The organism is Cryobacterium roopkundense, assembly GCF_014200405.1.
GTDB classification, from domain to species: Bacteria; Actinomycetota; Actinomycetes; order Actinomycetales; family Microbacteriaceae; genus Cryobacterium; species Cryobacterium roopkundense.
This window is the reverse complement of record NZ_JACHBQ010000001.1, coordinates 4348863-4374285: the sequence shown is the minus strand read 5'-3', so window position 1 is coordinate 4374285 and position 25423 is coordinate 4348863. Positions and strand designations below refer to the sequence as shown.

26 protein-coding genes are annotated in these 25423 nt (G+C 60.9%); 10 read left to right on the top strand and 16 right to left on the bottom strand.

Features of this window, described 5'->3' with window-relative positions; translation table 11 throughout:
• Window positions 1-83: 83 nt before the first annotated feature.
• The gene (locus BJ997_RS20355; RefSeq protein WP_035835991.1) at window positions 84-824 is read right to left on the bottom strand and encodes a helix-turn-helix domain-containing protein; all 741 of its coding nucleotides are present in this window, start codon (window positions 822-824) and stop codon (window positions 84-86) included.
• 87 nt (window positions 825-911) lie between these two features.
• On the opposite strand from BJ997_RS20355, the gene BJ997_RS20350 reads away from it, so the two are divergent.
• Both BJ997_RS20350 and BJ997_RS20345 read left to right on the top strand, forming a co-directional pair.
• Window positions 912-1127: a helix-turn-helix transcriptional regulator gene (locus BJ997_RS20350; protein ID WP_035835993.1), complete on the top strand. Its 216-nt coding sequence runs from the start codon at window positions 912-914 to the stop codon at window positions 1125-1127.
• A 133-nt stretch (window positions 1128-1260) separates the two neighbouring features.
• Window positions 1261-2436, top strand: a complete 1176-nt coding sequence (locus BJ997_RS20345; RefSeq protein WP_183323726.1) for a DUF5906 domain-containing protein — start codon at window positions 1261-1263, stop codon at window positions 2434-2436.
• Between the two features lie 94 nt (window positions 2437-2530).
• Here BJ997_RS20345 and BJ997_RS20340 read toward each other — a convergent pair whose 3' ends face one another.
• Both BJ997_RS20340 and istA read right to left on the bottom strand, forming a co-directional pair.
• The gene (locus BJ997_RS20340; RefSeq protein WP_035840897.1) at window positions 2531-3310 is read right to left on the bottom strand and encodes an ATP-binding protein; all 780 of its coding nucleotides are present in this window, start codon (window positions 3308-3310) and stop codon (window positions 2531-2533) included.
• Window positions 3310-4890, bottom strand: coding sequence for an IS21 family transposase (istA, locus tag BJ997_RS20335; RefSeq protein WP_035840899.1), 1581 nt, complete (start codon window positions 4888-4890; stop codon window positions 3310-3312). Before istA ends, BJ997_RS20340 begins: the two co-directional genes overlap by 1 nt.
• Window positions 4891-5182: 292 nt before the next feature.
• Between istA and BJ997_RS20330 the strand changes: the two genes are divergently transcribed.
• Window positions 5183-5905, top strand: coding sequence for a primase-like DNA-binding domain-containing protein (locus BJ997_RS20330; RefSeq protein ID WP_183323724.1), 723 nt, complete (start codon window positions 5183-5185; stop codon window positions 5903-5905).
• A 145-nt stretch (window positions 5906-6050) separates the two neighbouring features.
• On the opposite strand, the gene BJ997_RS20325 is transcribed toward BJ997_RS20330, so the two are convergent.
• Both BJ997_RS20325 and BJ997_RS20320 read right to left on the bottom strand, forming a co-directional pair.
• Window positions 6051-7450, bottom strand: a protein-coding gene (locus BJ997_RS20325; RefSeq protein WP_183323836.1) for an IS3 family transposase whose coding sequence is annotated in 2 segments (ribosomal slippage) — window positions 6051-7129 and window positions 7129-7450 — 1401 coding nt in all. Because the reading frame shifts where the segments join, the coding sequence is not laid out codon by codon here.
• 990 nt (window positions 7451-8440) lie between these two features.
• Window positions 8441-10291 (bottom strand): hypothetical protein, encoded by a 1851-nt coding sequence (locus tag BJ997_RS20320; RefSeq protein ID WP_035840004.1) that lies wholly within the window; start codon window positions 10289-10291, stop codon window positions 8441-8443.
• Window positions 10292-11060: 769 nt separating this feature from the next.
• Here BJ997_RS20320 and BJ997_RS20315 point away from each other — a divergent pair.
• Window positions 11061-11576 carry a plasmid mobilization relaxosome protein MobC gene (locus BJ997_RS20315; RefSeq protein ID WP_084141748.1) on the top strand — a complete coding sequence of 172 codons (516 nt, stop codon included), beginning with the start codon at window positions 11061-11063 and terminating at the stop codon, window positions 11574-11576.
• Window positions 11577-11590: 14 nt separating this feature from the next.
• Entirely contained in the window at window positions 11591-13108 is a 1518-nt protein-coding gene (locus BJ997_RS20310; RefSeq protein ID WP_160175922.1) for a relaxase/mobilization nuclease domain-containing protein, read from the top strand.
• A 424-nt stretch (window positions 13109-13532) separates the two neighbouring features.
• On the opposite strand, the gene BJ997_RS20305 is transcribed toward BJ997_RS20310, so the two are convergent.
• The 6 genes from BJ997_RS20305 to BJ997_RS20280 all read right to left on the bottom strand — a co-directional run bounded on the left by BJ997_RS20305 (window position 13533) and on the right by BJ997_RS20280 (window position 17912).
• Window positions 13533-13997: an antitoxin YezG family protein gene (locus BJ997_RS20305; protein ID WP_052542710.1), complete on the bottom strand. Its 465-nt coding sequence runs from the start codon at window positions 13995-13997 to the stop codon at window positions 13533-13535.
• Between the two features lie 64 nt (window positions 13998-14061).
• Complete coding sequence (locus BJ997_RS20300; protein WP_152602349.1) at window positions 14062-14544, bottom strand: hypothetical protein; 483 nt, start codon at window positions 14542-14544, stop codon at window positions 14062-14064.
• Window positions 14537-16861 (bottom strand): DNA/RNA non-specific endonuclease, encoded by a 2325-nt coding sequence (locus tag BJ997_RS20295; RefSeq protein WP_035839998.1) that lies wholly within the window; start codon window positions 16859-16861, stop codon window positions 14537-14539. The genes BJ997_RS20300 and BJ997_RS20295 overlap by 8 nt, the downstream gene beginning before the upstream one ends.
• Window positions 16861-17220 carry a DUF6507 family protein gene (locus BJ997_RS20290; protein ID WP_035839995.1) on the bottom strand — a complete coding sequence of 120 codons (360 nt, stop codon included), beginning with the start codon at window positions 17218-17220 and terminating at the stop codon, window positions 16861-16863. Before BJ997_RS20290 ends, BJ997_RS20295 begins: the two co-directional genes overlap by 1 nt.
• A gap of 36 nt (window positions 17221-17256) precedes the next feature.
• The gene (locus BJ997_RS20285) at window positions 17257-17577 is read right to left on the bottom strand and encodes a pore-forming ESAT-6 family protein (protein WP_183323722.1); all 321 of its coding nucleotides are present in this window, start codon (window positions 17575-17577) and stop codon (window positions 17257-17259) included.
• An 11-nt stretch (window positions 17578-17588) separates the two neighbouring features.
• Window positions 17589-17912, bottom strand: a complete 324-nt coding sequence (locus tag BJ997_RS20280) for a hypothetical protein (protein ID WP_244962602.1) — start codon at window positions 17910-17912, stop codon at window positions 17589-17591.
• A gap of 505 nt (window positions 17913-18417) precedes the next feature.
• Between BJ997_RS20280 and BJ997_RS20275 the strand changes: the two genes are divergently transcribed.
• The 3 genes from BJ997_RS20275 to BJ997_RS20265 all read left to right on the top strand — a co-directional run bounded on the left by BJ997_RS20275 (window position 18418) and on the right by BJ997_RS20265 (window position 20803).
• Complete coding sequence (locus BJ997_RS20275; RefSeq protein WP_052542593.1) at window positions 18418-19092, top strand: hypothetical protein; 675 nt, start codon at window positions 18418-18420, stop codon at window positions 19090-19092.
• Between the two features lie 63 nt (window positions 19093-19155).
• Window positions 19156-20514, top strand: a complete 1359-nt coding sequence (locus BJ997_RS20270) for a PDDEXK family nuclease (RefSeq protein WP_052542592.1) — start codon at window positions 19156-19158, stop codon at window positions 20512-20514.
• A 58-nt stretch (window positions 20515-20572) separates the two neighbouring features.
• Window positions 20573-20803, top strand: coding sequence for a hypothetical protein (locus BJ997_RS20265; RefSeq protein ID WP_035839103.1), 231 nt, complete (start codon window positions 20573-20575; stop codon window positions 20801-20803).
• A gap of 1 nt (window position 20804) precedes the next feature.
• On the opposite strand, the gene BJ997_RS21845 is transcribed toward BJ997_RS20265, so the two are convergent.
• Window positions 20805-20930 (bottom strand): hypothetical protein, encoded by a 126-nt coding sequence (locus BJ997_RS21845; protein ID WP_268871402.1) that lies wholly within the window; start codon window positions 20928-20930, stop codon window positions 20805-20807.
• Between the two features lie 167 nt (window positions 20931-21097).
• Complete coding sequence (locus BJ997_RS20260) at window positions 21098-21343, bottom strand: hypothetical protein (RefSeq protein ID WP_035839100.1); 246 nt, start codon at window positions 21341-21343, stop codon at window positions 21098-21100.
• Between the two features lie 152 nt (window positions 21344-21495).
• On the opposite strand from BJ997_RS20260, the gene BJ997_RS20255 reads away from it, so the two are divergent.
• Complete coding sequence (locus tag BJ997_RS20255) at window positions 21496-22011, top strand: hypothetical protein (RefSeq protein WP_035839095.1); 516 nt, start codon at window positions 21496-21498, stop codon at window positions 22009-22011.
• 26 nt (window positions 22012-22037) lie between these two features.
• Here BJ997_RS20255 and BJ997_RS20250 read toward each other — a convergent pair whose 3' ends face one another.
• Complete coding sequence (locus BJ997_RS20250) at window positions 22038-23261, bottom strand: Fic family protein (protein WP_035839092.1); 1224 nt, start codon at window positions 23259-23261, stop codon at window positions 22038-22040.
• 354 nt (window positions 23262-23615) lie between these two features.
• Here BJ997_RS20250 and BJ997_RS20245 point away from each other — a divergent pair, with 354 nt between their 5' ends.
• Window positions 23616-23834: a hypothetical protein gene (locus tag BJ997_RS20245; RefSeq protein ID WP_152602322.1), complete on the top strand. Its 219-nt coding sequence runs from the start codon at window positions 23616-23618 to the stop codon at window positions 23832-23834.
• Window positions 23835-24286: 452 nt separating this feature from the next.
• Here BJ997_RS20245 and BJ997_RS20240 read toward each other — a convergent pair whose 3' ends face one another.
• Together BJ997_RS20240 and BJ997_RS20235 are read right to left on the bottom strand one after the other, a co-directional pair.
• Window positions 24287-24700 carry a hypothetical protein gene (locus tag BJ997_RS20240; RefSeq protein ID WP_052542591.1) on the bottom strand — a complete coding sequence of 138 codons (414 nt, stop codon included), beginning with the start codon at window positions 24698-24700 and terminating at the stop codon, window positions 24287-24289.
• On the bottom strand, window positions 24700-25326 hold the full coding sequence (locus BJ997_RS20235) for a nucleotidyltransferase family protein (protein ID WP_160175911.1): 627 nt from the start codon (window positions 25324-25326) through the stop codon (window positions 24700-24702). Before BJ997_RS20235 ends, BJ997_RS20240 begins: the two co-directional genes overlap by 1 nt.
• Window positions 25327-25423: the final 97 nt, after the last annotated feature.

Genomic DNA, 25423 nt, shown 5'->3' with positions numbered 1-25423 from the left:
GGTTCGCGCGCGCCATTTCCCGGGCTGGACTTCGCTCGTGTTAATGGCGCCGAAGGTCCCAATTCCCATCCTGGGTCTCGCCATCACCGCACCTCATTCATGAAGCCGCGGACCTCTTCGACCAGCACGCGGGTTACGCGACCGCGCGCCTGAGGCGTGCTGCCAGAGCCGGCACGTCGTGACGACTCCTCCTCCAGCGAATGCGCCCAGAGGTCAAGAGCTAGCCGCCGGAGTCGGGCGGTGCTCACGCCGAGCTTTGCGGCTGCACGTTCCTCTGCCAGGCTGCCCGCATCGCCCTTGGCAGGGTTCCTGGTCGCTGACTCAGGGGGCAGCTGGGACTCGTCGAGGAGCTGAGCGACTTGGGCGTCCACCTCCGCACGCGTCGCCTCTCGACCGCGCATCTCGCGCATCCTGCGCAGAACCTCGGCCTCTAGCTCCTCGTCAATCTCCTCGTCATCCTCGGCATCGACGCTGTCGACGGAGCGCCTGATCACCTCGGCGCCGTTCAACACGCCATCAACCCACGAGCGCTCCACAGGGTACTGACTGCCAGCGACCAGAGTCAGCGCCTCCACGTCTCCCAGCAACGCTGAAAGCGGGAGCGGCTCCTCCAAGAGATCCCCCAGGGCGAGAGCCAGCAGCAGCAGAGTGGGCAGTGTCAACGACGCCTGCCCGCGCTCGATGTTACTGACACTGCTCGCGCTCCAACTTGCGCCGTAAGAACGGGCGGCGCGGGCAATCTGATCCAGGGTTAGGCCGCGCTCACGGCGGATTCGTGCAAGGAACCCTCCTACGGCAGCGGATATTGTTTCAGTTTCGCTCATGCTTACAGGATACAGAACTTGTAGAAGAAAGGGAAAGTCAGTAGCATCAGATTACACGTTATAGAACTTGTAGAAAGGAACTGAACAATGACAGTCCATCACCCCGGAGCGCGTCCACTCGCCCTCCTGACCGCGCAGGACCTCGCGGACCAGACCGGCATGTCGATGTCTACCATTTATCGCAAGCGCTCCATCGGCGAGTCCCTGCCCCGGGCGGTGAAGCTCGGAGGGCACGCCGTTCGGTGGCGTCAATCCGACGTCGATGCCTGGATAGAGGAGCAGCTCGAGCCCGAGGTGGGGTGATCCTGCGGCCCCCACCGCCGCTCCCCCAGACAAGAGCAACGCAAAACGCCCCGGCTATTGCCGAGGCGTTCTACACGATACTCAGATCCAGCCGACGAGTTACAGCTCGTCCAACAGCCGAAAGAACCTAAAGATGACTCTATCAATTGGAACCGAGAAGGACAAAAAATCTCAGTCCAACCTCGACGAGCTCGATTCACGTAGCGGCGAGAATCAACAGCCAAAAGACCCTAAGGAACTTCCACCGGATTGGAGTCGTGCACAGCGCATCAACCACGCCACCGCGGCATACCTTGAGGAACTAGCCGGGCTCGACCCCACGGCACTGCCCGCCAAGCTGACCTCGAACTCTGAACTTTTGGCCCGCACGACACGGGCCTGCATCCGAGAATGGCACGGGGAAAATGGCAAGGAGAGGCCTACATACGTGCCTGGTGGCGCCCCCGCCGCGTTGACCGCGTGGCAAGTCGCAATGCTGGCCGCGCGCTGGCATCGGATCCGGCGGATCGCGCACGCTGGCCTCGGCGACACGACTCTCGACGAGCTCAGCTACTACCAGCAGACCGGAGCGAAGCGCGGCCTCTACGTCACAGACGAGTCTGCCCTGAGGGCGCTGATTTTGAACTTTGACCAGGATATCCCTGACCCAAAGATGAAGGAGATCATCGGCAAGCTCTATGACATCGCACCTCGCGTCGAGAAGACCTCTGATCGCGACGCCATACCGTGCAGGAGCCGCGTCTTCGATTTCAGGACGAAGACTCAGAGGGAGTACGACCCCGACATCGATGTCTTCACGTCAAAGCTCGCTGTCGACTGTCCTTTGACTAAGCCTGACGAACCGATGCGCCTCCTCAGCGACGGATCAAAGTGGAAGTTCAGCAACTGGCTAGTGGATCTCTTCGAACCGCTGCCCGATGCGGAAGATGTTGCGAACACTGTTTGGGAGATTATTAGCGCCAGTGTTCGCCCCGGCGTCCGCTGGAACAAGGCAGCGTTCTTCTTCAGCACCCTCGGGGAATCGGGCAAAGGCACCCTCTTGGAGATGATCCAGCACCTGTTCGGCGAAGGCTCTGGCGCCTATTGCTCGATCCCTCTCGACCAGTGGGGCGGGCCGGGCAATGACTTCAAACTTGAGCCGCTCCTCACTGCGATCGCCGTTCTCGTCGACGAAAACAATGTCGGAGAGCATCTGCCTTTTCTGGGGAACTTCAAGTCCGCGGTTACACACGATCGGATCCCGATCAACCGCAAGGGGCGGAAGGTGATCACAATCCGCTTGGCGGATAGTCGTAAATGGTACGGGTAGTCCACGTTGTTGGTACTGCTGTTCCGGGGAGGTGGAACTGGCCAGGCTGGCGATGGGGCCAGCCCGGCCAGATCGTCTGGACGACGTTCGGGCGTTACTCCCAGTAGTCCTTCGCGGTCTTTGCTTCGTCGCTGCGCAGGCGTCGCATGTCGACCTCGCCGAGGTTGAGCGTGCGAGCTTGACTGGCGAGCCGGTTGACGGTGGAGTCGGCCGCTATCCGGTCGGGTAGGGCCTCGACCCAGTAGGCTGGCCCGGATTGGCTGACGATGATCGTCGGCAACCGATGATCACGGTTGGCCAGGATCGAGAAGAGATCGCTGGAAGCATTGGGGTCGATCCCCACCGTTAAAAAGTCGTCGATGATCAGCAAATCCACGTCGCTGAGCTTGTTGAGCATGTTCTGGTGCCCGATCGCGTCGCCTCGAGCGATGACCAGCTGGCGGGCCAGATCATCCATCCGGGTGTAGTGAACGCTGTGCTCGCTGTGGCAGGCAGCGATGCCGATCGCGCAGGCCAGATAGGTTTTACCGCCGCCGGTGGGCGAGATGATGAGTAGGTTTCTCGGGTCGGCCTTCCAGTCGTGGGCGGCGTAGCGTTTCATCCGCACCGGGGTGATGTTGCGTCCCGGCGGGTAGTTCAGCTCAGCCACCGATGCCTCCGGGATCGGGAACTTGGCTTGACGGATCAGTTTCTCGATCCGGATTGAGCGGCGAAGCTCCAACGCCTCATCGACGGCCGTGAGGAACAGCTCCTCGGGCGCGGCAGCATCGTTGGCTTCGTCCTTGATCAGTTCCTCGAACCGCGCCGCGAGGTGCGTGATGCGCAGAGCCTTGAATTTGTCGTGGTCGACGCTGGTGAATACGCTGCCGATCATCAGCGGTCCTTGTAGTAGTCGGCGCCGCGGACCATGACGCTGGGCGTATCGGCAGGCCCGGGCGGGCTCTTCGTATTCGTGGCCGCCGGCACCAATGGGTGGCTTTGTTTCTTATCGCCGGTGATGGTCGCCATGATGCGTTTCAGCGTCGTGTAGGTCGGGTAACCGCGCTGGTTGACGATCTGCTGGCACGCCGATTCGAGTCGCTGCTTGTTGCTCTTGCCGAGGGTCATCAGGATGTTTTGGCAGTCGAGGTAGGCCTGAGCTTCGATGACGGAACGGTCCAAGATCATCTTGATCACCGTCACGGTCGCCGGCCCGAAGCTCTTGGCGCGATGCTCGAACCACTCCCGTGTCCAGAGCCCTTCGAGGTCGTGGTGGCGTTCCGGGGCGTGCTCGGCAACGGTGGAGTATTGGCCCTTGCGTCCGGATTTGCGCGGGTGTTCGCAGATGAGCGTGTCGCCATCAAAGATGGTGACGTTGCTGCCGGTCAGACGCACTCGCAACATCTGCCCGGCCAGTTTGTAAGGCACCGAGTAGTGCTGGTACTCGGCAGTGACATGGTAATTTCGCCCCACCTTCAGTTGCTTCCACGAGACCGTATCGAATCGGTGCGCCGGTAACGGCTGGAGCAGCTCGGCCTCGGCGGCGCGGAATCGTTCGGACCGGGTGGTGCCGTCGGCGCGGCGCATCTGCTCGTTCACTTCGACCATGCGTTCCTTGATTGCAGAATTGAGCTCGGTGAAGGTTGTCCATATTTCTTCGGCGAGGTAGCCTATTACTCGCTTGTTGATGGTGTTTACCGCTGATTCTGCGGCGGCTTTGTCCCGGGGGCGGCGGACGCGGGCTGGCACGACGGCGGTGGAATAGTGGTCGGCGAGCTCTTGGTATCGGGCCTGGACGACGCGAGCACTATCGTCTTTCACCGTTCGGTGGGTGGCGGTGGCGGCGTTATCGGGGACGATGAGCTGGGTTGAACCGCCGAGGAACTCGAAGGCCTGAACGTGGGCGTTGTTCCAGGAGTCTTGCTTCATGTCGGCATAGGCCGAGCAGAAGATCAGCCCGGAAAACGGTAGGACCGCGACGAAGAGGTAGCCCTTGCGGATCTCCCCGGTGACCATGTCTGCAACCGGGAGTGTGTCGCCGGCCCAGTCCACGAGTAGTGCTCGGCCCGGATCGTGGTGCAGAGTCGCCACGACGTCATGCGTGTTCACGAACTCGGTGAACAGCTCGCAGTACCGCGAATACCCGTACTTACGCCCCGGCCGTGCCGAATCCAAACCCACATACATTCGCCATCCCTGCTGCAGCGTGAAGTGCTTATTGCTCTTCATCGACTTCAGCGTTCCCACGAAGTCAGGCTGGATGAAGGCTTCCGATACGCTGCGGCGTTTGTCGGGGAACAGTTCTGCCCACTGCTCGTCACTCATCGCCGCGGTCGCCGCGGCGGTCAAGTTCTTCGCTGTGATGGTCTTCTTCACCATCGAGATTTCGCGGCGTGAACATCCCACTAGGCCCGTGATCTCGTCGTAGCTGCGGCCCTCGAATACCAACGCTGTTATGGCTTTGTAGCTCGCCATCAATGCCCCCTCCGTTAGGAATCGGCAACACCGGTCGTGCTGCCGTCCTGTCAAAGGGATCAAATCAAGATGGCCGCCGTACCAACTCCGTGGAACGGCAGTACCAACAACGTGGACTAACCGTACCGAGTCGGACTACTCGCCAATCCGCTTTCGCGGTTTTGTTATTCAGTGCGTCAATGCGCTTCCCAGCACGAAGGACAAGTCAAGTTCGTTCTCGCGCCGCCAGCTGTACGTGCCCTTCCCAAAGAGTTTCACGGGGTCGGCGTTCCCTGAGATCAAAGAGACCTTCTTGAGTGACCTGAAGGTGCTGGAGTATGTACTCTGGCGCGCTTTGCACATGACGCATTACGCACTCTCAGAGCCACAATCATGCCGTGACATGAAAGACGAAGCGCAACGACGAAATGATTTGGTCCGAGAGTTCTGGGGAGAGAGCCGCGAGCAATTTGCCTGGGATCTCCTCCCGTTCCCTTTCCTGCACCGTCTCTTTGAGGCCTGGCGCGTGCGCGAAAACCCAGGAAGCAAGCCGATGGGAAAGCAAACCTTTACCGACCGCATGATGGAGGCAGTGCGTAACGATCAGCTCTGGTTCTCTGATGGCCGCGATACGGTGATTAATCGTGCCCAGCGAATGCTAGGTGACGAACCGATGCTGCACGAGCATGGTGTCGCTTCGGATTCGTGGAACAACAAGGCGTCGACCTACAAGGGAATAGAACGGCGGACATTCCTGCCGACCAGCGTCCACGAGCTGTCGGCCCTACAAGAGTGCGACATCGCCGTTTGGGAACGGCACGCCATCGACGACGATGGCGTGAGCGATCCGACTCACATTCCAGAGCATGCGCGGGTCCGCCGCACGGGCTCTGGCTGCTTGTGCCCATCGACGGGTGGGGCAACAAAGGTGCAGATACAGCGCCCCGCATCGGTCAAGCGATCACTGGCGATTAGCGTCGCCCTGGAGAACGCGCACGCAGACGCCAAGGCGCGCCAGGGCGCGCACGTGAGCTGACACAATCCGCCGTTGAAATTCGGACCCATATCGCGTGGATCACACGGTGTCGGCATCATCTCCGGTGACAACGCCCAGCCCCGAAGGCCCCGCCAGAGAATTCGGGACGGCGGAATTTGTCAAGGTGGATGAGGCCAGTGGGAGTTTAGGCGGCTAGTTCGAGCCCTTCATTCTCGATCGGTTTGGGGGCTGGTTTATTGATCCATGCCGTCTTGGGAATGGACAGGATCTGCGGCGCCTTGTTGGTGCTGAATCGCTCTGGGAAGCGTGCGCGTGCCGCGTCCAGCGTCGCTGCCCGTTCGATGGCCTTCGCCTCGGCGAGGCCGTAGTGGACGTCTGCTGGCGTGTTGAGGCCGATCCCGGAGTGGCGATGCTCGTGGTTGTAGCCGTCGACGAACGAGGCCATGAACGTCTTCGCGTCGGCAAGGGAGCCGAAGCGTTCGGGGAACGTCGGAGCGAACTTCAGGGTCTTGAACCAGGCCTCGCTGTAGGGATTATCGTTACTCACCCGAGGCCTCGAGTGCGATTTGGTGACCTCCAAGTCAGACAACAGCGCCGCGACGGTCTTGGACGTCATCGACGTGCCGCGGTCGGCGTGAACGACCTGAGGGACGCCGTGAATGCCGAAGATCTCCTTCATCATCTCCACCGCCAGCTCGCCGGATTCCGACGCGTGAACATAGGCGCCGACGATGTAGCGGGAGTAAATATCGATCATCACGTAAGCATCGAAGTACTTGCCCTTGATCGGGCCGGCGAGTTTCGTAATATCCCAGCTGAGTACCTGGCCGGGTCCCGTCGCCGTCAGTTCCGGGATCGCCCGGGCAGGATGGCGCGCCTGGCGGCGGCGGTCCTTGACCTGCTGATTCTCGTTCAACACCCGATACATCGTTGATATGGAGCACAAGTACGTGTCTGCGTCGAGCAGTTGGGCGTAGATCTGGATCGGTGGCAGGTCAACGAACGGCTGTGAATTGACGACGTCAAGGATCTCGCGGCGGCCGGTGTCGCCGATCTTGTTCGCCGGAATCAGCGCCGGCCGGGCCACGGGAATGCGTCGTTTCCTTGTGGCTGTCGCTCGAGGGATCCCGACCAGGTCGGCCGCGACGCGAGTCGAGATCCCTCGACTGGCCAGTTCGCGGTACGCGGTCATTACGGCTTCGTGTGCGGTGTTTCGTCCCGCGAGCTCTTCGAAAGACTTTCGAGTAGCTCGTGCATTTTTGACATGATCTCCAACGCCACCCCCGTCGTTTCCAACCGCTGCTCGGTCTTGCTCAACTGGCGGCGCAGCCGGGCGATTTCAGCCTGCTCCGGAGTTAACCGGCCAATCTTCTCGCCGGGCTTCTTCCCCGCGAGAACACCCGCGTCACGAAGCTTTCGCCACTCCGTGATCTGCGAGGAGTAGAGCCCTTCGGTGCGCAGATAAGTGCCGCCCTCGTTGTTCTTGATGGCCGTGTCATACGCGGCGAGGTAGGCAAGCTTCTGCGCTGGGGTGAATGACCTTCTCGAGGTCGGGCCACCAGCTCGGGGTCCGGGACTACTCATATGACTATCGTCGCGCACTGCGCTCAAAGACGGACTGGACATGGTGATGATTCCTGATTCTCGCCCTACGTCAAACGGCGGACTTGCTCTGAGGTACTGGCCTCACCCAACCCTGACACGTAGGGCGGGGCCTTCGTCAGGATAATGACTTGGTGGTTGTCCCTCGCGACACGGATTCACTTTCTGTTCGCCGTAATCGCCGACTGTGCCGCGTCCACGTCGACGGTCACCTTCGCGGCGGCTTAGGCCACAATCGTCGAACCCCCGCCGATGCCCGGCCAGTCAGTCGCTGACCGCTGGGCGCGGCTGTGGCGGCACCACCGAGCACGATGGACGTCGGCGGGCGCCGACCGCCCCGCACCCAACCGCCAAGGCGGACCCTGCGGCCCGCTGCCGCAGAGCGGGCATGCCTCTTTGGGCAAAGCTCAGGGCGATGATGAGCTGGACTACAAACCACATATGAGATTACAGATTCAGCATCACGGTTGTAACCGCAAGACCTGCATGATTCCGCGGCTAAAAGCACCAAGATTACAGAATTACTAAGTTACAAGAGTTATAGAGAGAGTGGAGAGAGGCCCCTTTCGATGAGCCATCCCCTGGCGCGGCTGAGGGCGATAAAATTTGTAACCGAAAGATAACGCTGAAAAATAGCACCTGAACAGGGAATTCAGTCATTACTACAGGGCGCGCTGAAACGTAACCGCCTCACGCCACCAAGCTCCACCCTCGCCCCCACTCACTCGACCACGGAATACCCGCCTGCTCCTGCAGACTGCACGAGCTGAGTCTTCTCCTAAGCCGCGATCATGTGCTCTGGGACGCTTCGACCTTCACCGCGACGCGTCCGGAGACTGTGGCGCAGTTTGCTAAATCGGCAAGAACATTGACTTTGTCTTTCCCGCGGTCTCCACCGAGGGGAGTGCGCCGAACACCGAATTGAGCGCCTTCCTTGCGGAGATGCCAGCCCGGACCACGGACTCATCGTCCTCACTCTCCAGCGGCCGGACTGGCGACCGTGCCGACGGTGACCTGCGTTGTGCTGAACGCGGTCTCAGCGGCGGGTTCGCGCAGCGCCCAGATCGGCCATGTCTTCAGCTGGTCGCGTTCCTCAGGTTCGAGCAGCTCAAGGCAGTAATTGGCCTCTTCGCGGTCGTCGAGCAGGAAGGCACAGGCGACTTCGATCTGGCCAGCAAGTTCAAGGTCGCTCCTCGACATCGAGCGCTTCAGGCCTCGGATCTCGCCTCGGTGCGCGCTGTTGAGGTCTCCTCTTCTCTTAAGAATCTGCCATCGGTTCACGAGGTAGTGCGGCTCCTCCCCCGCGCCAGCGATGAGCCATTCGGTAAGTGCACTAGCAGCGTCGAGGAATGCTCCACGTCGGCTGTCACTCGCATCCGCGGCAGAAATGAGTGACAGCACCTGGAGAGTTGCCATGGTGGCGGTGTCGGGGAGGTCGGCAATGACGTCGTACGCTTCTGTGATCTGATCGAGCCACAGATTCAGGGTCGACTTCAGGTCCTCGTTCTCGACGATCTCGTAGATGGTTGAGGGGACGAACTCGGACGAATTATCGGTGCGCTTTTGTCCCGCTCGGAATTCATGGCGGGATCCCGGGGCAAACGGATCGACGTAGCGCCACGATCCCGGCTCTGACCCGCGAACAACGAGGAGCATCAACTGCCAACGGCCTACCTGCTGCAAAACCCACCCAGGCTCTGCATTGTCAGCGAAGAACGGTTTGTGATTTGCCAAAGAACTGTGAAGGAGCTGAAGCTCCCGATGCTGCTTCTGGTCGATATCGCTGAGGTTCACCAGCTGGGTATCCACGCCGAGCACACGAAAGAGATCGGCCAACTTGCGAAGGTAGCCCAGATGACGATGCAGCTCAGGATCATCACCAAAGACCTGCTCGGACGTGATCGATCCCCCGTCAATGACGAGGGGATGACGATCGAGCAATGCCACGAAAAAGCTAAGTGTCTTTATCCTCTCAGGGAGAAGGTCCATCAATGTGAAGTTTGCTTGCATGGACTGTGCACCTGAAGCCTTGCGGAAGCGCAATGACAGGCCATCGGCCAGCTTCATTTCGACGGTCTCATCGTCAATCGATTGCACAGTTACTTGGTCAAATATAACCTCGCCGCACTCGATTCTCAGGTTGACGATACGTGGAGCGTAGGCCGGGGGGAAGAGCCGTAACTCACCATCGAGGTGCAATGACAACCCCTCAGCCGTCGTGAGTACCACTGTAATTTCGGTCTCACCAGGCACCAGCGATATTGGGGAATCAAGATTCAAGGTCTGGGCTGAGTAGACCGTCAGACTCTTCATCTGGGGAAACAGCGAGGAAACATTGCCCGCGGACGGTCGCTGCTCTTTGGTCTTGTGCGCGAAGTGTAGGAGCCTTTCAATCTCATCCTGGTTGGCAGGAAAGTCCTTGAGTGGCACCGAAATTTGATTCGTTGTTGGCGCGGCGTCGGAAAGTATCTTCTCGATACGAAACGGTGAGAGGAGGGCGTAGTAGGGATGCCGTTGTCCTGTATCGCGGTCAATAGATACGACGAAATACAAGACGCCCGAGTCGGACTGATAGGCCAGAAGGTCAGTCCGTGAGATCGGGTAGGACTTCTTGAACCTCCCCTTGGCTGGGGTAGTTCGTCCTTTGACCTGGACCGAGACGCGTCCGACCCACTCGTCCTTGCTGCGCTCAAGGCCACTGAAGATTTCGATGTGCCCATCCGTGAACGGCGTCTTGTCGTTGGTTGTAATCTGCTGAATCAGGTGCGGACACATCGCAACCAAAGTGCTGATCTCGTTCACCGCGAGGGTCTCGATGTCCATGACAAGAGTCTCTCAGAAACCTTGTCAAGGGCTGACTCTCACGGCGTCCAAGGCCGTTCCTCAGTCCGTCTCCTCCTCTAACGGGGCAGCCTTCGAATAGCGGCCAGAAAGTGGACACGTCGCGCCCACTTCCATCTAAGCCAAACAGAGTGGGCCGCATTGGACCGCAGAATGTCCACAATGTGGTCACTTGCCACCCTCTCGACGCTGCATTTACCACTACATATTCTTGACGGGCAGAAAATGACCGAATAGTGTCCACATACTGGTCAGATACTGGTCGCGAGTTTCAGCCCCTGGCTCTCGGACGCCTCGGCCGGTCCGTGAAGGCCTAGGCGCCGATACATTTGTGCTCACCACGTTGAAGATAGCCGTTGAGGCAGGACCGTGGACACGTCGGCCCGATGAGAGCTCCGTGCTCGCACAGCGCCTGAACGCCTCCACGGCTTGGTCAATTCGCCGCTCAGGCGTTCGACCTGCGTCGCGGGTGCAGCAACGCGGAGGGCCGAGTTCACAACCAGTGAAGCCCGCCGCGCGGCCATCGCACGGTGTGTGTTTGCCGGCCCCGACCGGGGGTGGATGCGCGTGGTCACAGGGGGTCTCGGGGGCGTAGCCACCTGAGCAAGCTGTTATCCAAAGACATGAGCGAAGCGATATGTCTGACGGATAAACTGCTTGCCCGTACTTCTTGTAGGCTGGTACCACCCTCGCGGAGCGTGGGAGATACAGGACCGGACTACAAGAAGTACCGAGCGGAGGGGGCGGACTGATGACGAGGAACGATGCGGCAAGCGGAGCGATGCCGAAGCGAACGAGGAAGAAGGCCGTCAACTTCGCGAAGCGCCGCACACTGCGATTCAGTGAAAGCGAGGAACGAGCGGTCGAAAACGTGCGCCGGGCTTTGGCCAAGTCCAGCGGTCGTGACATCACAGATGTCTCCTTCAGTGAGGCCCTTCGATTGCTCATCACGCACAAGCTCGGCACCGCCGAGATTGAAGCGCAAGCGCTCGTTATGGAGCGCAGCGGCTTGTCACCGGGGGTCAATCTTGCAAGCATTTCAGATCGCCTTGGCTACGAGCTAGGTCCGATCAGGAATCTTGTTTCGCACATCTCCGGGAATCTGAACCAGATCTCGAAGAGGCTCAACATCGGCGATCCAGTGACGGCCGCCGAGCTGTCAGCAGCACTCGAGGGCGTTGCCGACATGACGGCATTGCCAGACGAGATCGAACGGCGCATCGCGCACCTGGTTCGGCAAGGTCTCCCACCACGCGGGGTTGCGTAGCCATGCCCGTTGTAGTGGCGAGTGCCTCGCGCTCAGGTCATGCGCTCATCAGCTACGCCCTCGATGACAAACCCGATCAACAGGGCGAGCGCTACGTCATGGCGTCCGGTGTCGGCGGGCTGCTCGTCTCGGTCGCGAAGCAGCAGATGCGAGACGTCAGAAAGAAGTGGGGCAAGGACAAGCCTGGCGCGTTTGTGCAGGCCTACCACGTCATCGAAAGCTTCGCGAAAGATGAGCTCGATCCAGATGATCCTGACTCGTGGATGACCGCCCAACGGCTGGGCCGTGCCCTGGCTGAAGACCGGTTCCCGGGTCGGCAGGTGCTCATCGTCACGCAGCGCGATGGGAAGACAGGCTGCGTGCACAATCACATTGTCGTGAACAGCGTCGAGACTAAGACAGGCCGAAGCCTTGACAGCAGCATCGTCATGCACTCGCGACTCGTCGAAGCTCACGAGCGCGTTCTCGAAGCCGAAGGGTTCGAGCAGCGTGCCGATCTCAAGAAGGCGTTCTCCGATGCGACTGAGCGCCGAGAGCGTGGCGAGCCGAGCGGCCTCCGCAGGGGTGACTCCTCGCAGCGAAGTGAGCTTCGCGAGTTCCAGCGATACCTCATGTGGGAGGCAGACAGCGACATCGCCGACGAGTTCGGGGCAGCGCACAAAACAGAGCCGTTCAGCTCGACAGTTCTCAAGTCCCGCATCGAGCAAGCGCTCGCAGATCCAGCGGCTATCGACTGGGCGAGTTTTGTCGACGCGGGCCGCGAGCACGGCATACATGTCCAGCAACGCGGCAAGAAGGGTCGCGGAATCTCGTACGGCATGCTGCGGGAGCACCCCGACGGCACGCGCGCTGAAGCCGCAGCGAGCGACCGTCGACGGTGTTCGTCGCTCGGTGCTGGCTTTGAGATGGATGCGGTAGATCTGGCGCTGGCACGCAACAGTGCAGCCCTGCAGTCTTCGGTTTCACTCCTGCCCGTTGTCGCGTCCACGGTGAAGATGGTCCTCCCTGATCCACAGCACCGGCCGGCTCAGCAGAAGTCGTCACTCAAAGAACGGATGCGCGCTGCGCTCAAGGAAGTCGATGAACAAGCAAACGCTGAGACTCGCCGCATGATCGCTGACTACAAGACTGCAAAAGCTCCAGGCGCCGAGCCGCAGCGGCCCTTTGAGGCGCCCACACAGGTCGAACAGAGCGCTATTGTATGCAGTCCCGGCGCCGTATCTCTCTCGGCTCTGCGTGATGCGTCATCGACAAGGGAAGAATCTCCGACCGCTCGCAAAACGTCCCCGGAATCCGCCGCATCTGAGGCGATCCTGTTCGCGCCGCGAGGCGAAGGAGATACCGAGAAGCTCCGCAAAATGAACGAGCGCAACCGGCAGCTAGGTCTGCCAGTTGTGTCGCCCGAGCAGTTTGCTGCGACGAAGGCGATGACACCTCAGCAGCGGAAGTTGCGATTGGATCATCCTGAACTTTTCAACGACATCGCGCCAGCCATGAATCCCCGGAAGCAGGCGCCCTTGCTCGGCGACTGACGGAAACGGTGGGTGGTCACGATTGTCTGAGTTCTGCAGCCACAGTTCAGCACCCTTGCGGCGCCCCTCTAGAGTCGGGAGATATGAGCACCGACGGCGCGATCTGACTCCGCGCTGCCGCCTTGCTGCATTGTCGGAAGGAACACCGTTGGTCCGAACGCGGACAGAAAGTGGTCGCAGTTGCGAGCACACCATCCTGCCGCCATCGACCGATAGTAGCGACGAAGAGCCGGCCCTGCGGCGTACTGGCATGAGCGGCGATCCGCACGTCAGAGCGGGCGTCTGTTCGGCCGGGGCCGCAAGTCTCGGATGTCGTCCTCATGCTCGCGCAAAAGACGCAAGTTCTCCATCCCCTTCACGATATCCGGGTCGTCGTCTGGCAGCTCCCGGTCAGGGAAGTCGAGATCGTCCGATGTCTCCAAGATCAGCGTCCTGCGAGTTCCACCTGGCGGCGCAGCCACTCCGGGATGTGTTCTGGATCGCGCGGGAAACGCTCGAGATCATCGACGTAGAAAACAGCTTCCGCGGGGCGAGTCCAGTTCGGCTCGTCGTCGTAGTTATATGTCGTGTGCAGGCTCCCTGCAGCAGTGACCGTGAACTCAGCACTGAACCACGTGCCGAGTCCATCTCGATACATATTTGCCCGAAGCTCGCCAGCGCACTGCATCGCGTTGTCGGCGACCGTAGCGCTCTGGGCAGAACCATCCGCGCGAGTGATGTCCATCGATGCCTGTCCCCACGGCGCCAGCGTCCTGACCTTGAAGACAACGCTGTCAAATCCGAGAGGAATACTCGAATAGAGGATCTTGCCGAGTTTCTCCAGCAGAATCTTCTGCCCGAATATTCCGGGGTATTTCGCGGATTCTTCAGCACGTGGTGAGTACTTCATCTTCGATTAAGCCTCCCTCAACTTGGTGCCTGCCCCGTACGCCGCCCCGAATGAGCGGGGCACGTCACTGACCGCGAGCGGCTATCCCCGCGCGTCCTTCAGCTAACCGGAGCTTTAACCACTCCGGCTGTTTGTCCTCATCTCGCGGGAATCTATCTTGGTCCGTCACATAGCAGATGGGGTCAATCCCACCGAGACCAAAGTCCGGTTCGTTGTCATAGTTGTACTCCGCCGTTCCCGCGCCCGTCGCGAGCACCACCACGCGAATGCTGAACCACGTACCAGTACCGGGGCGATAACACGCCGCCCTCAACGCTTTGAGAGCGTCGTACAGCTCATCTGGCTCCTCCGACGAGTTGACGCGCCCGTCAGGAGTCTCGAATTGACCGGTCGCGTTGAATATCATCACGTCCGAGCTTGTGACTGGCGCCGTCATGCTCGCGCTGTACTCAATCCGGTCGTCGCCGTCGGCCAACATCCCAAACAGGACTTTGCCCAACGCATTAAACGCTTCCCCCTGCAGGCCAAGCCCCTGCACTTCAGCCATTCTCAAACCGCCGCGTCGTTGAGCGTTCGCCGTCGATCGCGAACCGAACCGTGAATACGTCTGGCACTTTTTCTCCGTCTGGGTAGTGAGGTCGGATGTCGACCTCGATCTTGGTATTCGGGTCCGCTTTCAACATGCCACGCCATGTGTTCTCAAGGTTGAAGTAGCTGTTCCCACCGCCACGATTGAGCTCGGTGAGCATGGCGGACATGTTGGTGTACTCCCCGCCCCCACCGAAGCCCTTGGCCCACAGATGGCCTCCATCATATTGCGCGCCTCCCCAAGCGGCGACGGTCGACTGGATAGACGGAGACCGATCAGCATCGCCGAACGCGAGACGATCTGTGTGAGCCAGCACCGTGTGTGCTTGGTCGTCCGTCTGAAATACGTGCGCGTAACTCGCCCCATCAATCGGGTCAACCACGCTCGGATGCACGACGTAGGTCGTGTCCGGTTGCGGATGCATGAGATCCGCGTTGAGGTTTCGTGTTCCGCCATAGGTCGTTTCAACGTAGTTGACGGTGCCGTGCGAATTTGTGTAGAAATCGCCTCGACCTTCGACGTGATAAACGGTGTCGGGGAGCAAATCCGTCCGCGCCGCGAACGGCGTCCGGCTGCCCGGTAGATCGCGCCCAGAGGCGTGTACCTCATGCCCTACGGGTGGGCGTGGATAATCCTGCGGAATCGCACGAGGGCCCATCTCAGGCGGCCCGACGTCCCCCTTGACCTCAAGGCCGCCGCCCACCCCGTCACCGTCCGGCCGATGAACGGCGGCTCCCGTATCGGCCGTGAGCGTGTCGGACGTGCTCGTTGGCTGCACATCGAGTTGACCTGCGGCGGGCGGAACTGGCCCGTCCGCACGCGTCGCATCTACGCGGTCAGCGACGCTGTGCAGAAAGCTGCCGCCGCTTCCTGGCTCACCAACCACCAGGCGCGGAGCAGCACCGAACCCGGCACCGTCCGGGGTGACGGCGGAGTATCCCGGAACAATGCTGACGGCAGGAATGGAATCACCGACTGTGCGCAAGGCTTCCGCGAGAGCGACACGGGAAGTGCTCACGCCAGTGACGAGGCTCAGCCGGGCAGCGTCCGCTATCACTGACAGCCCCTGCCCAGCATGCAGCAGGCCCGAGGTGGCTCCGCGCACGGCCCAGGACCCCATCGGTACGACGAATTCGGCCGCGTGACCGATGATCGTTACCGCCCGCCCACCGAGCGTTGCAGCCTTCCCTCCAGCGACCGCCGGTCCGCCAATAGCCAGGGTGAGGACGTTCGCAGCCACCGAACCCGCCGCGGAGGCAGGATTGTCTGCCCATTGGTCGGCCGCGATGAATCCGTTGCCTGCAGCGCTTGAGTGGGCCAGTGCGTCGTCCATGAAGTCATCCACCGGCTGCAACCATCCCGGCACGTGAACGTCCTCCCTCCACGCAAGCGCGGGACCGGCCCCGAAGAACAGCGCAACCCCAGCGACCGTCATCCCCAGACTCGACAGGGCCGTTCCGGTGGTGCCGAGGTCACCCCAGCGTCCGGATACGGCGTTGTAGCTAAGCAGGGCGGCGCTGCCATCCCACATGGCCTTCAGAGAACTCACGAACCCGACGCCGAACAGCTCCGTGTACGAACGATCACCCTCCGTAGCAGCTCCCCAGGGCAGGGCTATAGCCCCCGAATCAAGGTCGGAGGCCGTGATCGGGATGATCGCGGCGACTTCCGTGTCGGTGCGCAGGGCGTTGATCGCGTTCACGCAGTCAGCTTGGATTGACTGGAGGGCCGCGACTTCTACGTTCACCCGGTGGACCAAGGCCTTGTTCATGTCCACTGACTCTTGATGCTGGCGCCAGCTTATGACTTGAGGGCCCATGTCCACCCAGTCGGTAACCATGAAGCTGACGATTCCAGCGTCACGCGCTGGATGTTCCATATCCCCGATGTTGACAGTGATGCCGTCCGCTACCCGCGCGACGAACACGCGAGCTTCTTCTCGGAGAGCGGCTAGTCGGGTCTTTACGGGGGCCACGTCGTCTGCAAAATTCGCGATGATCTTCGACAGGGAGGCGAAGGTCTGGCCGAGAGCGGCAGAATCCACCGTGACCGGGTTCATCACGTCGAGAAGTTCGGGTGACTCCGGGGCCGCATACACGCCGGACAGCGCGGCCCACTGGGTGACGACGGCAGCGCCCTTATCGGTGACGGTGGTTGCCGCGCTCGAAAAACCGGTCGCGGACCCGGCGATCACGGCGGGGTCGATGTCGTCGCCCGGGATCAATTCGGGCTTGATTAGATCGCTATCGGGTTGAACCTCGCCAGATGCCAGCATCAGGGCGTTCCAGCCGCGTTGAAGAACGACAAATCACCGGATGACGCGGCGTGGCCGGCCGCCGTCTGCGCGGTGGCCGCCATCTCCTCGTCCCCCTGGATGTACCCGATCGTGGCCGTGCTCGCGCCGAGGGACCCGGCGGTGATGCGGTTGCCGATCGCCGTGAGGCGGCCCTGTTCGCTCTCCATCAGGGCCTGGATCGCGGCCGGGACATCGGCCATGTTCGGGCCGGCACCTGTCGCGAGTTCGGCGAACGACGTCGACGCGGAGTCGAGGGCCGTGCGCAGCTCGGACGCGGCGGTTACCACCGACGCGAGAACTGACTGCACGCCCGACGGGTCGATACTCCAGCCACTCATGCGGAAGGCTCGCGCCGAGCGACCGTGAACACGGGACTATCCGATGTTCTGAACGGCGGACCGGCCACGAGCGAGAGCCGACTGAGCGGTCTCGTCGTTGGTCGCCAGCGAGGAACGCAGCGACGTGATGATCTGCTTCACCTGCCCCGCTACGGTGTTCCACCGAATTTCCTTCGACGCGTACTCCTCCGACACACCGTCGGCCTGGTAGTCGGCCATCATGGCCTTCACGTCGGCGTCGCGCTGGTCGATCAGGGCCTCGAGCCGCCCGGCGATCGCGTTGAAGTTGTCCTGCGCATTCTGTGATGCCGCAATGTCATAGTCGCGACGATCCGCCGCGTTACCGCCTGATGCCATGAGCGTGTTCCCTATCCCCGTGAACCGAACCGCGCCGAGTCGAAACCCGCCCCGGATTGTGCTGACGTCGTCTGGTCGGCGAACTCCTGGTCGGCCTGGCCGAACGCGAGGTCCTGCCCGGCGATACCGGTGAGGATCGACCCCAGCGCACCGTTGAGCTCGGCGGAGATCGAATCCGTCTCGTTCTTGAACCTGTCGAACGCGGCGCGACCGGCACCGTTGAACCGACCTTCGAGCGGAGCGGCCGCTTCGAACAGCTGCTTCACGAGCGACCCGAGGTCATCCGACGAGGTACTCGTCTTCTTCGTCAGATGCGACAGAACGTCGGATCCCATTGCAAACTTCATGCCAGCCATCGAGAGCCCCCAAGGTGATTGTGGTTCATGATCACCGCAGTCTAGGCCACAGGGAAGACGAGCTGTCTACCCGGTGTGCCAGTGAGGGACCGCTGTCGGGGCGTGCGGGCCTCCGGCGCCGATCCCCCAGTTGGCCGCCGGCACTGCGACCCGACGTGGCCTGCCTGGGGATTGAACAAACAGGACGCCCCCACAGGGGATTCACAGGCAAACCTTGACGCCCGCTTCTGACGTCACCCGGCCATCGGTTTTCTGCTCGTAAATGAAGGTCATTGCAATGCGATCGCAACTCGAGCAGGAACACCCCAGCGAGATCCAAATTCTCACGTCGTACGGACGCGTGATTAGGTGATTAAGCGTTTGATCAGGTGTAAAACACGTCAAACGATCCCGCTTCACCGACCTTTTAAGCACTTTGCTGAGATGGTTTTCACACCACGTCGCCCCGTTGCCTTCCTCCCCCGGAGATGAAAGCATTCGATCCGTGACCGACAATCCCCAACCAAGACCCCGCGCGTCCACCGACGGAGTCTGCAGTGAGCCGGAAGCAGTCCATGTCTCCGCCGCAGCTGTCCGACGCCTCGCCGAAGCCGTCGCCGCCTTGTCGGACGATCCTGAGTACTTCGTTCAGGCACTCACGGACATGCTCACGGCAATGAAACCCATCTCGCCGGACGAATACTCGGCGACCGAAGTCCGCTTTCTGATCGAATCTGGCGCGTTCAGCGCTGAAGAGTGGGCCAAGACGTCGGAAGCCGTGAACCGAGGATGCTTGCACGTTGCCGCAACTGAGGCGTGGCTGTTGGGCCTTTTCGAAACCATCTCGTTGGACGTCGTCTCCGGTTTCCTGAGCTGGAAGGAGGAAGTCGTTGGCACGGCCGTCGCAGAGGGGCGCTTGTACGCGGTCGAGATCTCCGGCCGGTTCCGCTTTCCCGTCTGGCAGTTCGACGCCGGGTCTCCCTCGAAGCTCCTCCCAGGGCTCACCGCGATCGCCCAGGTCATGTCCCCGCGATGGAGCTGGCAAAGCGTGGCCGGCTTCATGGCAACACCGCAGACAAGCCTCGTCGCCGAGGGCCCCAAGACCCCGGCTCAGTGGCTCCGAGACGGCGGCGACGTTCACGACGTCATTGAGATCGTGGAAGCTTCGGATTGGCGTTGAGCACTTGGCACCGACACCTGACGGGGCGCCACAAGATCCGTAAGCAGAGAGGATGAGGAACAGATGAATGAAGCAGGCTTTTGGTATCCGTTCCGAGCAGATCACGTAGACGAGACGGCTCAGCTGCCGGCCGTGATTAGTCGGACACAGGACACCATTCGCGCCGAACCGCGCCAAATTGGGAGTGTTCTGAGGCCGTTGTTCTTGGAGCTGACGGGCGAGGAAACCTCTGACGAATGGGCACGGGGCGCAGGGCTCTACATCCGACACGTGAGGAAGACCACGAAAGCTCGTCCATCTTTTTCGAGACTCTTCAACAAGCTCCTGTCCCAAAATGAAGCTTGGGCCACGGCCCCACGAAAGGAAAAATACTTCTTCAATCAGATCGTCGCGATTCACTGGCGCCGCAAGGGTTGGATCTGGTTCACACGCGATTCATTCTCCTTGGCCGAAGGACCGGCGTCCAGAGCCTTCGCACGCGGTCAGAGGGCGAAAGCCCGTGCTTCACGATCGACCCCGCTGCCCGCGTTCCGGCTCGAGACGGAGCTGGAGGACCACCTACAGGCGAATCCGTGGATTCTAGGACCGGATCTGCTGATCATCGGCAAACAGGTGGCGACGTCGTTCGGTATTCTCGATCTTCTCGCTATAGCTCCGACTGGGGTAATCCACAGCATTGAGCTGAAGCTAGGTAGGACTACTCCAGCGATCGTTGGCCAGGTGACCGACTACCTGTACTGGGTCCAGCAGCTCAACAGGGACGAGATCATCAGAATCGCGGCTCGCGGTTTGTTTGGCATCGATTTGACAGCTGTTTTCCATGAGCGTTTTGGCCACCCGCTGCCCGAGGTGGTCAATCAGACCCAGGTCCTCACGATCATCGCAGCAGCTATCGACCTGAGAACTCAGCGGGGAATGATGGCAATCCGGCATCCCGGGCTGGCGACCACAATGTTCCGCTACGTTATCCAGTCCGGCGCCGTCAGTCTCATCCCGTCCTGTCGTGATGGACAGGACCCCGAAGCCTCGCACGCCGCGCCGAGGCCCCAAGCTGTGACGACTCCAGTTTCGTATCTGGCGACCAGCTTCAGGGTTCCTGTAGATGACAACGTCCGAGAGTTCTGGCTCACTCAGACCCAACATTTCCCGCCCATCGTGCTCTTCGGCGTCATCTACGCGGAGTACAGGCAATGGGTTCGAGCACAAGCAACCAAAGAAGGACTATTCGGCCGGCAGCTGGTTACGATCGTTGCTGAGTCCGAGGAGTGGGTTCACGTTTTTATCCCAACCGGGAGCACTATGAAATCGCTCGCGTCATTGAAAAGCCTGCCGTCCACTCGGTCCCACCCGGCCGACGGATACCACACTGGGGCATATCTGAGGGATCCGGACTACCGGAAATCTGAAACGGAGTCCTCGTGAATGCCTGCACCGCAGTCTGACCATGGGGCCAGGAAGAAAATGAAATCCGGAGAAGAAGATGCCCAATACAACCTGGCGCGACGAATGGCCGCCCTTTCGAGTGAAGCTGATCGACGAGACCGCCCGCTGCTTCGCGAATCAGCAAGTCGCTGTGACCAATGGTCAGCAGCCGGATTGGGTGTCGCTCACGAGTGAGCAGCAAGAGAATTTGACCGAAAACATCGCGCACATTTTCCGCGCGCAAGCGCAGGCGATGGACAACCTGGTAAAGCGAGGTTTGGTCCCGTGAGCTAATCGAACTGTCGCCCGTAGCGCTGTTTGACCATGGCGGCGTCATCGCCACACAACGCGACAGGCGACAGAAAGGCTTTTGCCAGGAGCAGAGTCTCTACGCGCGTGTCATTCAAGGCAGTCATTGTGTCACTGTCACTGGTTGATAACGTTATCAGCCGCCGCGTGCGGTGATAACTTTAACAAAAAACGGTGGCAACCCTCCGTAAGCCTCGAATCCGGCTGCACCACCGGGACTGGCTTATGAATGTCTATTAACTTGTATTAACGCTATTAATATTGCGTCCCCTCTTCAGGGTGTTTTAGTTTCTTTATCCTGTTCTTCCTGAGGCCGCGCGCTCGTCACGAACCGTATGGCCTGCTCGAACTGAGTCTTATTGAACGATGAGGCCATGTGCTCGATCTCGGCGGCCTTGATGCCGCGCTTTTGCGCGCTCTCGTGTTCCTCCGCGCCAATAGTAGTGATAAGTGCGATTATCGTGGGTAAGAAACCAGACCCTTGAAGTGAGATGACGCTGAGGTGAAATCGTCTGGCCACGGCTGCTCCTCTGCGCGCCGGTATTCTAAAGTCGTGCAGCACCGGGCTGCACATCAGGGAAGGTGCCGATGCCCAAGGACAAACGCCGACAGCGTGAGCTCGTAGCGCAACGCTCTGCCAGCACTCGTCGAGAATCGTCCGATCGTGACCCGATGCTCGTGGAGGCGGACCAGATCCTCGCGGATCTTGCAGCAGCGCCGGCCAGCTATCGCTTCAGCTTCTACGCCGTCGAGCCTCACTGGCTCTCGGACGATCTGGACGTTCCCGTCGATGGGCGGCTGCATGCGCACGAACCCGTGCTCGGCAAGCAACTTCACCTACCGGAGACGCATCGGCGGCACACGATCAACGAGGCGTCCAAGGGCTTCACGGCCCCGTTCGTCGCGGTGCTTCACAATCCTGAGACCGCCTCGGCGCCTGCCGGGCATGCCGTGATCGTTCAGGGCGCAAACCTCACGTCAGAGATGCTGCTTGCTCCGTTGCGGATCATTCAGAAGGTACGTCGTCTCAATGTCATGCACTTCGCTGCGCTGCTGGGATTGCCGACCGCCGAAGGTGAGTGGACACCGAAGTCGCCCGACGAGATGCAGGAAGTCGTTCAGAACTTCCAGCTGCGCGTCGAAGCCGAAGCCGTACTGGCTGCGGGTCCGCATCTTCCTCGAGGCTAAGCCCCTGCGTCCTCGCAAGCTCATCTTCACGCCATCGCGGCCTGGATGCGTCGGTCAAGATCATCCAACTCGGCCAGCGCCTCGGACGCGGCCCACACACGGTTCTTTTTGCGCCCGGTGATTTCCTGGATGTACCCGGCTCGGGTGAGCTGGTCGATGGCCCGGTAGGCTTGGGAAGCCGCGGACCCGGACCGTGCCTCGATCTCGGCCGCACTCATCACGGGGTGGTCATAGAACGCCTGGATCAGAGCAGCGGCCGCTGATCCGGCGCGAGGGCGCAGCTCTGCTGCCCACACATCAGGCAGCGCCTTCAGGCGAGCGATCGTGCCGCGCGAGCACTCGGCCGCCGCGCGCGCTGAGCGCGCGAACAAGCTCACAACCGGCGCGGGGTCGCCGCGGCGGTACGCGCCGAGCGATGCGAAGTAGTCCTCACGGCGGGCAAGGAGACCACTGGCCAGCGGCACAACAGCGTTTCTGGTGACGCCGCGGCGACGCAGCACAGCGGATACCATCGCTCGTCCGATGCGACCGTTGCCGTCGGTGAAGGCGTGGATCGACTCGAACTGGGCGTGACCGATCGCGGCCTGCACCATCACGGGAACGTCGTCGCGGTTGAGGTACGCCACCAGGTCTGTCATGAGCTCAGCGACTCGTTCAGGCGCCGGCGGCACGTGCAGGGCATCACGGGGTGAGTAGTCGCTTCCGCCGATCCAGTTCTGCATGTCCCGCAGACGACCGGCGTAGCTTGCTTCGCTGGGGTCGTCTAACATCAGCGCGCGATGCGCGCTGATGATGTGCTCTAGCTCGAAACGACCGTGCTGCTCAACGGTGGTGATGAGTTCGTGGAGTGCAGCCGAGGCGGCGACTATGCTCATCGCCGAGGCGTTGCCTCGGTTGCCTGCAACCGCTTGGGCATAGTCCAGCGCCGAGGCAGAGATGTGCTCGATCTTCGAGGAAGCCACCGATTCCGAACGCACCATGAAACGGCTCAGCGCCGCTGAATGGCCTTCCGCGTCAGTGCCTGCTTGGGCGTCAGTGTCAGCCTGCGCGACGGCGAGAAGGGCTTTCTCGGTTTCCAACAACACTGCCAGGGGCGGCATGTAGTCGAGCGTCCGGATCAGAGGCGGGATTGTCGCGTCGACCGAACTCAGCTCCCGGTCTTCACGCGTGCCACTGCGTATCTGCTGACGCCACGGCAGAGTCTCAACCTGGTGTGGCGGCCAAGCAGTGTTGGTGATGTCAGCGTGCATAAGCACAACTTTACCGCATCTAGATGGTGTTTGGTATTGCTAAACACGAATTAGAGCGAAAAGAGTGGTGATTAGCTCCTGCCGGCGCCTAGACGTCGTCGAGCAGGGCCTGCGCCGGTTGACGGGGCCGGAGAGCGCGTTGGATTGCCAAATAAAGTGTCGCCTGCCAAAGCGGCTTGCTCGGCGCGACACTCCATTTGGACCACGACGGCGACACTTTATTTGGCAGCCCGCTCAAACGCGGGAGCAACGGCGACATTTTGCGCGGCCGTTCACACCACTGGCGGCGACAACCAGCCACCCATAGCCTTGGGTGGTGGCGCAGCTGGGCGCCTAGACGAAGCAGGGGGCAGCGTGGCTGACAATTTCGATCCGACGACGTCACCCTCCTACCAACAAGGTGCAGCCATGTCTGGCGTTCCAATCACGACGCCGGTTCGGGAACGAACCCACGAGGAGATTGTTCGCAGCCGACTCGGCTGGATTGTTGCAGGTGTTTGGGTAATTGCCGGTGGCGTCATCTCGAATTTCATCGTGGGATTCGGTGTCGGTTTTGCGGCAACGTATCGCTGACTGTTCCACTTGCATAAGCGAGGTCTCGTGACCGATAGCACCGCTTCGAGCTTGTTTAGGCGCAGCTCAGCTGGAGGGTGGTCGAGCACGGCAACACGCGCTGCCCAAGGGGTGATCTAGCGCTCTGGCCCGAGCGGGTAGCGCGGCGCGCCACCGCCGGCGAGGCGCGACTGATATGAGGTTGCGTGGTCGTCGGCGCGACGCTCGCGGTGACGGCTCGGCATCATCTGTCCGCTGAGGCTTCGGCAGCTCGCACACTGCTGCGACTTTTCTGAAAACCTGCTGGCGTATGGGCGCTGGGCGCCGCAGTCGTCGCATGCCCAGGTCCCACAGGCGGGGCAATGTCCCGTTTCACTTTGCGGTACCGATGGTTCGATGACGTTGGTCATGAGGTCCTTCCGGGCCGATGTGTCGATCGGGCGTGTTGAGCGGGCGACTGTTCGATTCGGAAGTTATCGCTTCGAGCGACGCTCTGCCTCAGCCACCAGTTTCGCAGCGTGCTCGACGAGCGCCTTAGCCGCATCCTGTCGGACACCAGCTGTTCCATATTGGTAGCCGCTCTTATCGGCCAGTAACGCGGTGAGATGCCTGCGCGGCGCAGTGTCCGGCTGAGTTGCTTCTTGGAGAAGGGCCAAGGCGTCCTTGTGGTCTGCGCCGCGGGAGTACTCGCCGAGGACAAGGCCGCAGATAGCGTCTGAGGCCGCGATGCCGGCGTTCACCGCATTCGAGCCGGCTACCTTCCAGGAGGACACACTGTCGTCTTCGACGTACAGCTGCGCTGCTTCGAGGAACTTCAGTGCGTCCGCGAGCCGAGCCTGGATCGCGGGCCGGTCGATGTTCTGGCGCTTGGCCGTCTGGCGTGCCATTACTGGTGATGAAGTGTCGTCGGGAGCACCGTCGACACTACCGTCGGAAGTTCACCGATCAGGACTTCGCTGTCGTTCAGCCACAAATCGACAAGCGCGTCACCGCGTCCTGCGGATTCCACAAGGCCACCAACGGTGATCTGGATGACCTGTGCCGGGTTGCCAGTCCAGAGCTCTACGCGTCGCCCCAACTCATAGACGAAGTCCTCGCGGAGACTCGCGGGTATTTCGTCAGGGAACACGACCAGGAGGTCGACGTCGGAGTCGGCTGTGGCTTCACCTCGTTCGACTGAGCCATAAAGCACGACAGCGGTTCTGTTCGGGGCGCTCTCGTTCGCAAGATCGCGGATGCGCTGGCGCAACTCAGTCAAAGCGTTGATCGCCGTCTCCACGGTCGACCAGAGCAGGTGCTCCCGATTCACACGGTAGAGCGTCTCGGCCTGTCGGGACGCTGCCAGCACGAGACCGACTCGAGTCAAACGCTCCAAGGCTCCCCGCACGCCCTTGATGCTCACCGTTCCGCCGAGGAGACGTTCGATCTGGCGACCGTTTACCGACGCCGACCCGCGCGCGAGGGCCGTCAGAACTGCGCCCTCAGTACGACCGAAGACAGTGACAAGCGGCATCCCGAGATCCATTGAATCCTCCAAGTAAGCTGTGAACCTGATACTTACAGGTTACACGTGATTCCGCAATGACTCAGGTGTTCAGTTAACTCTCGGA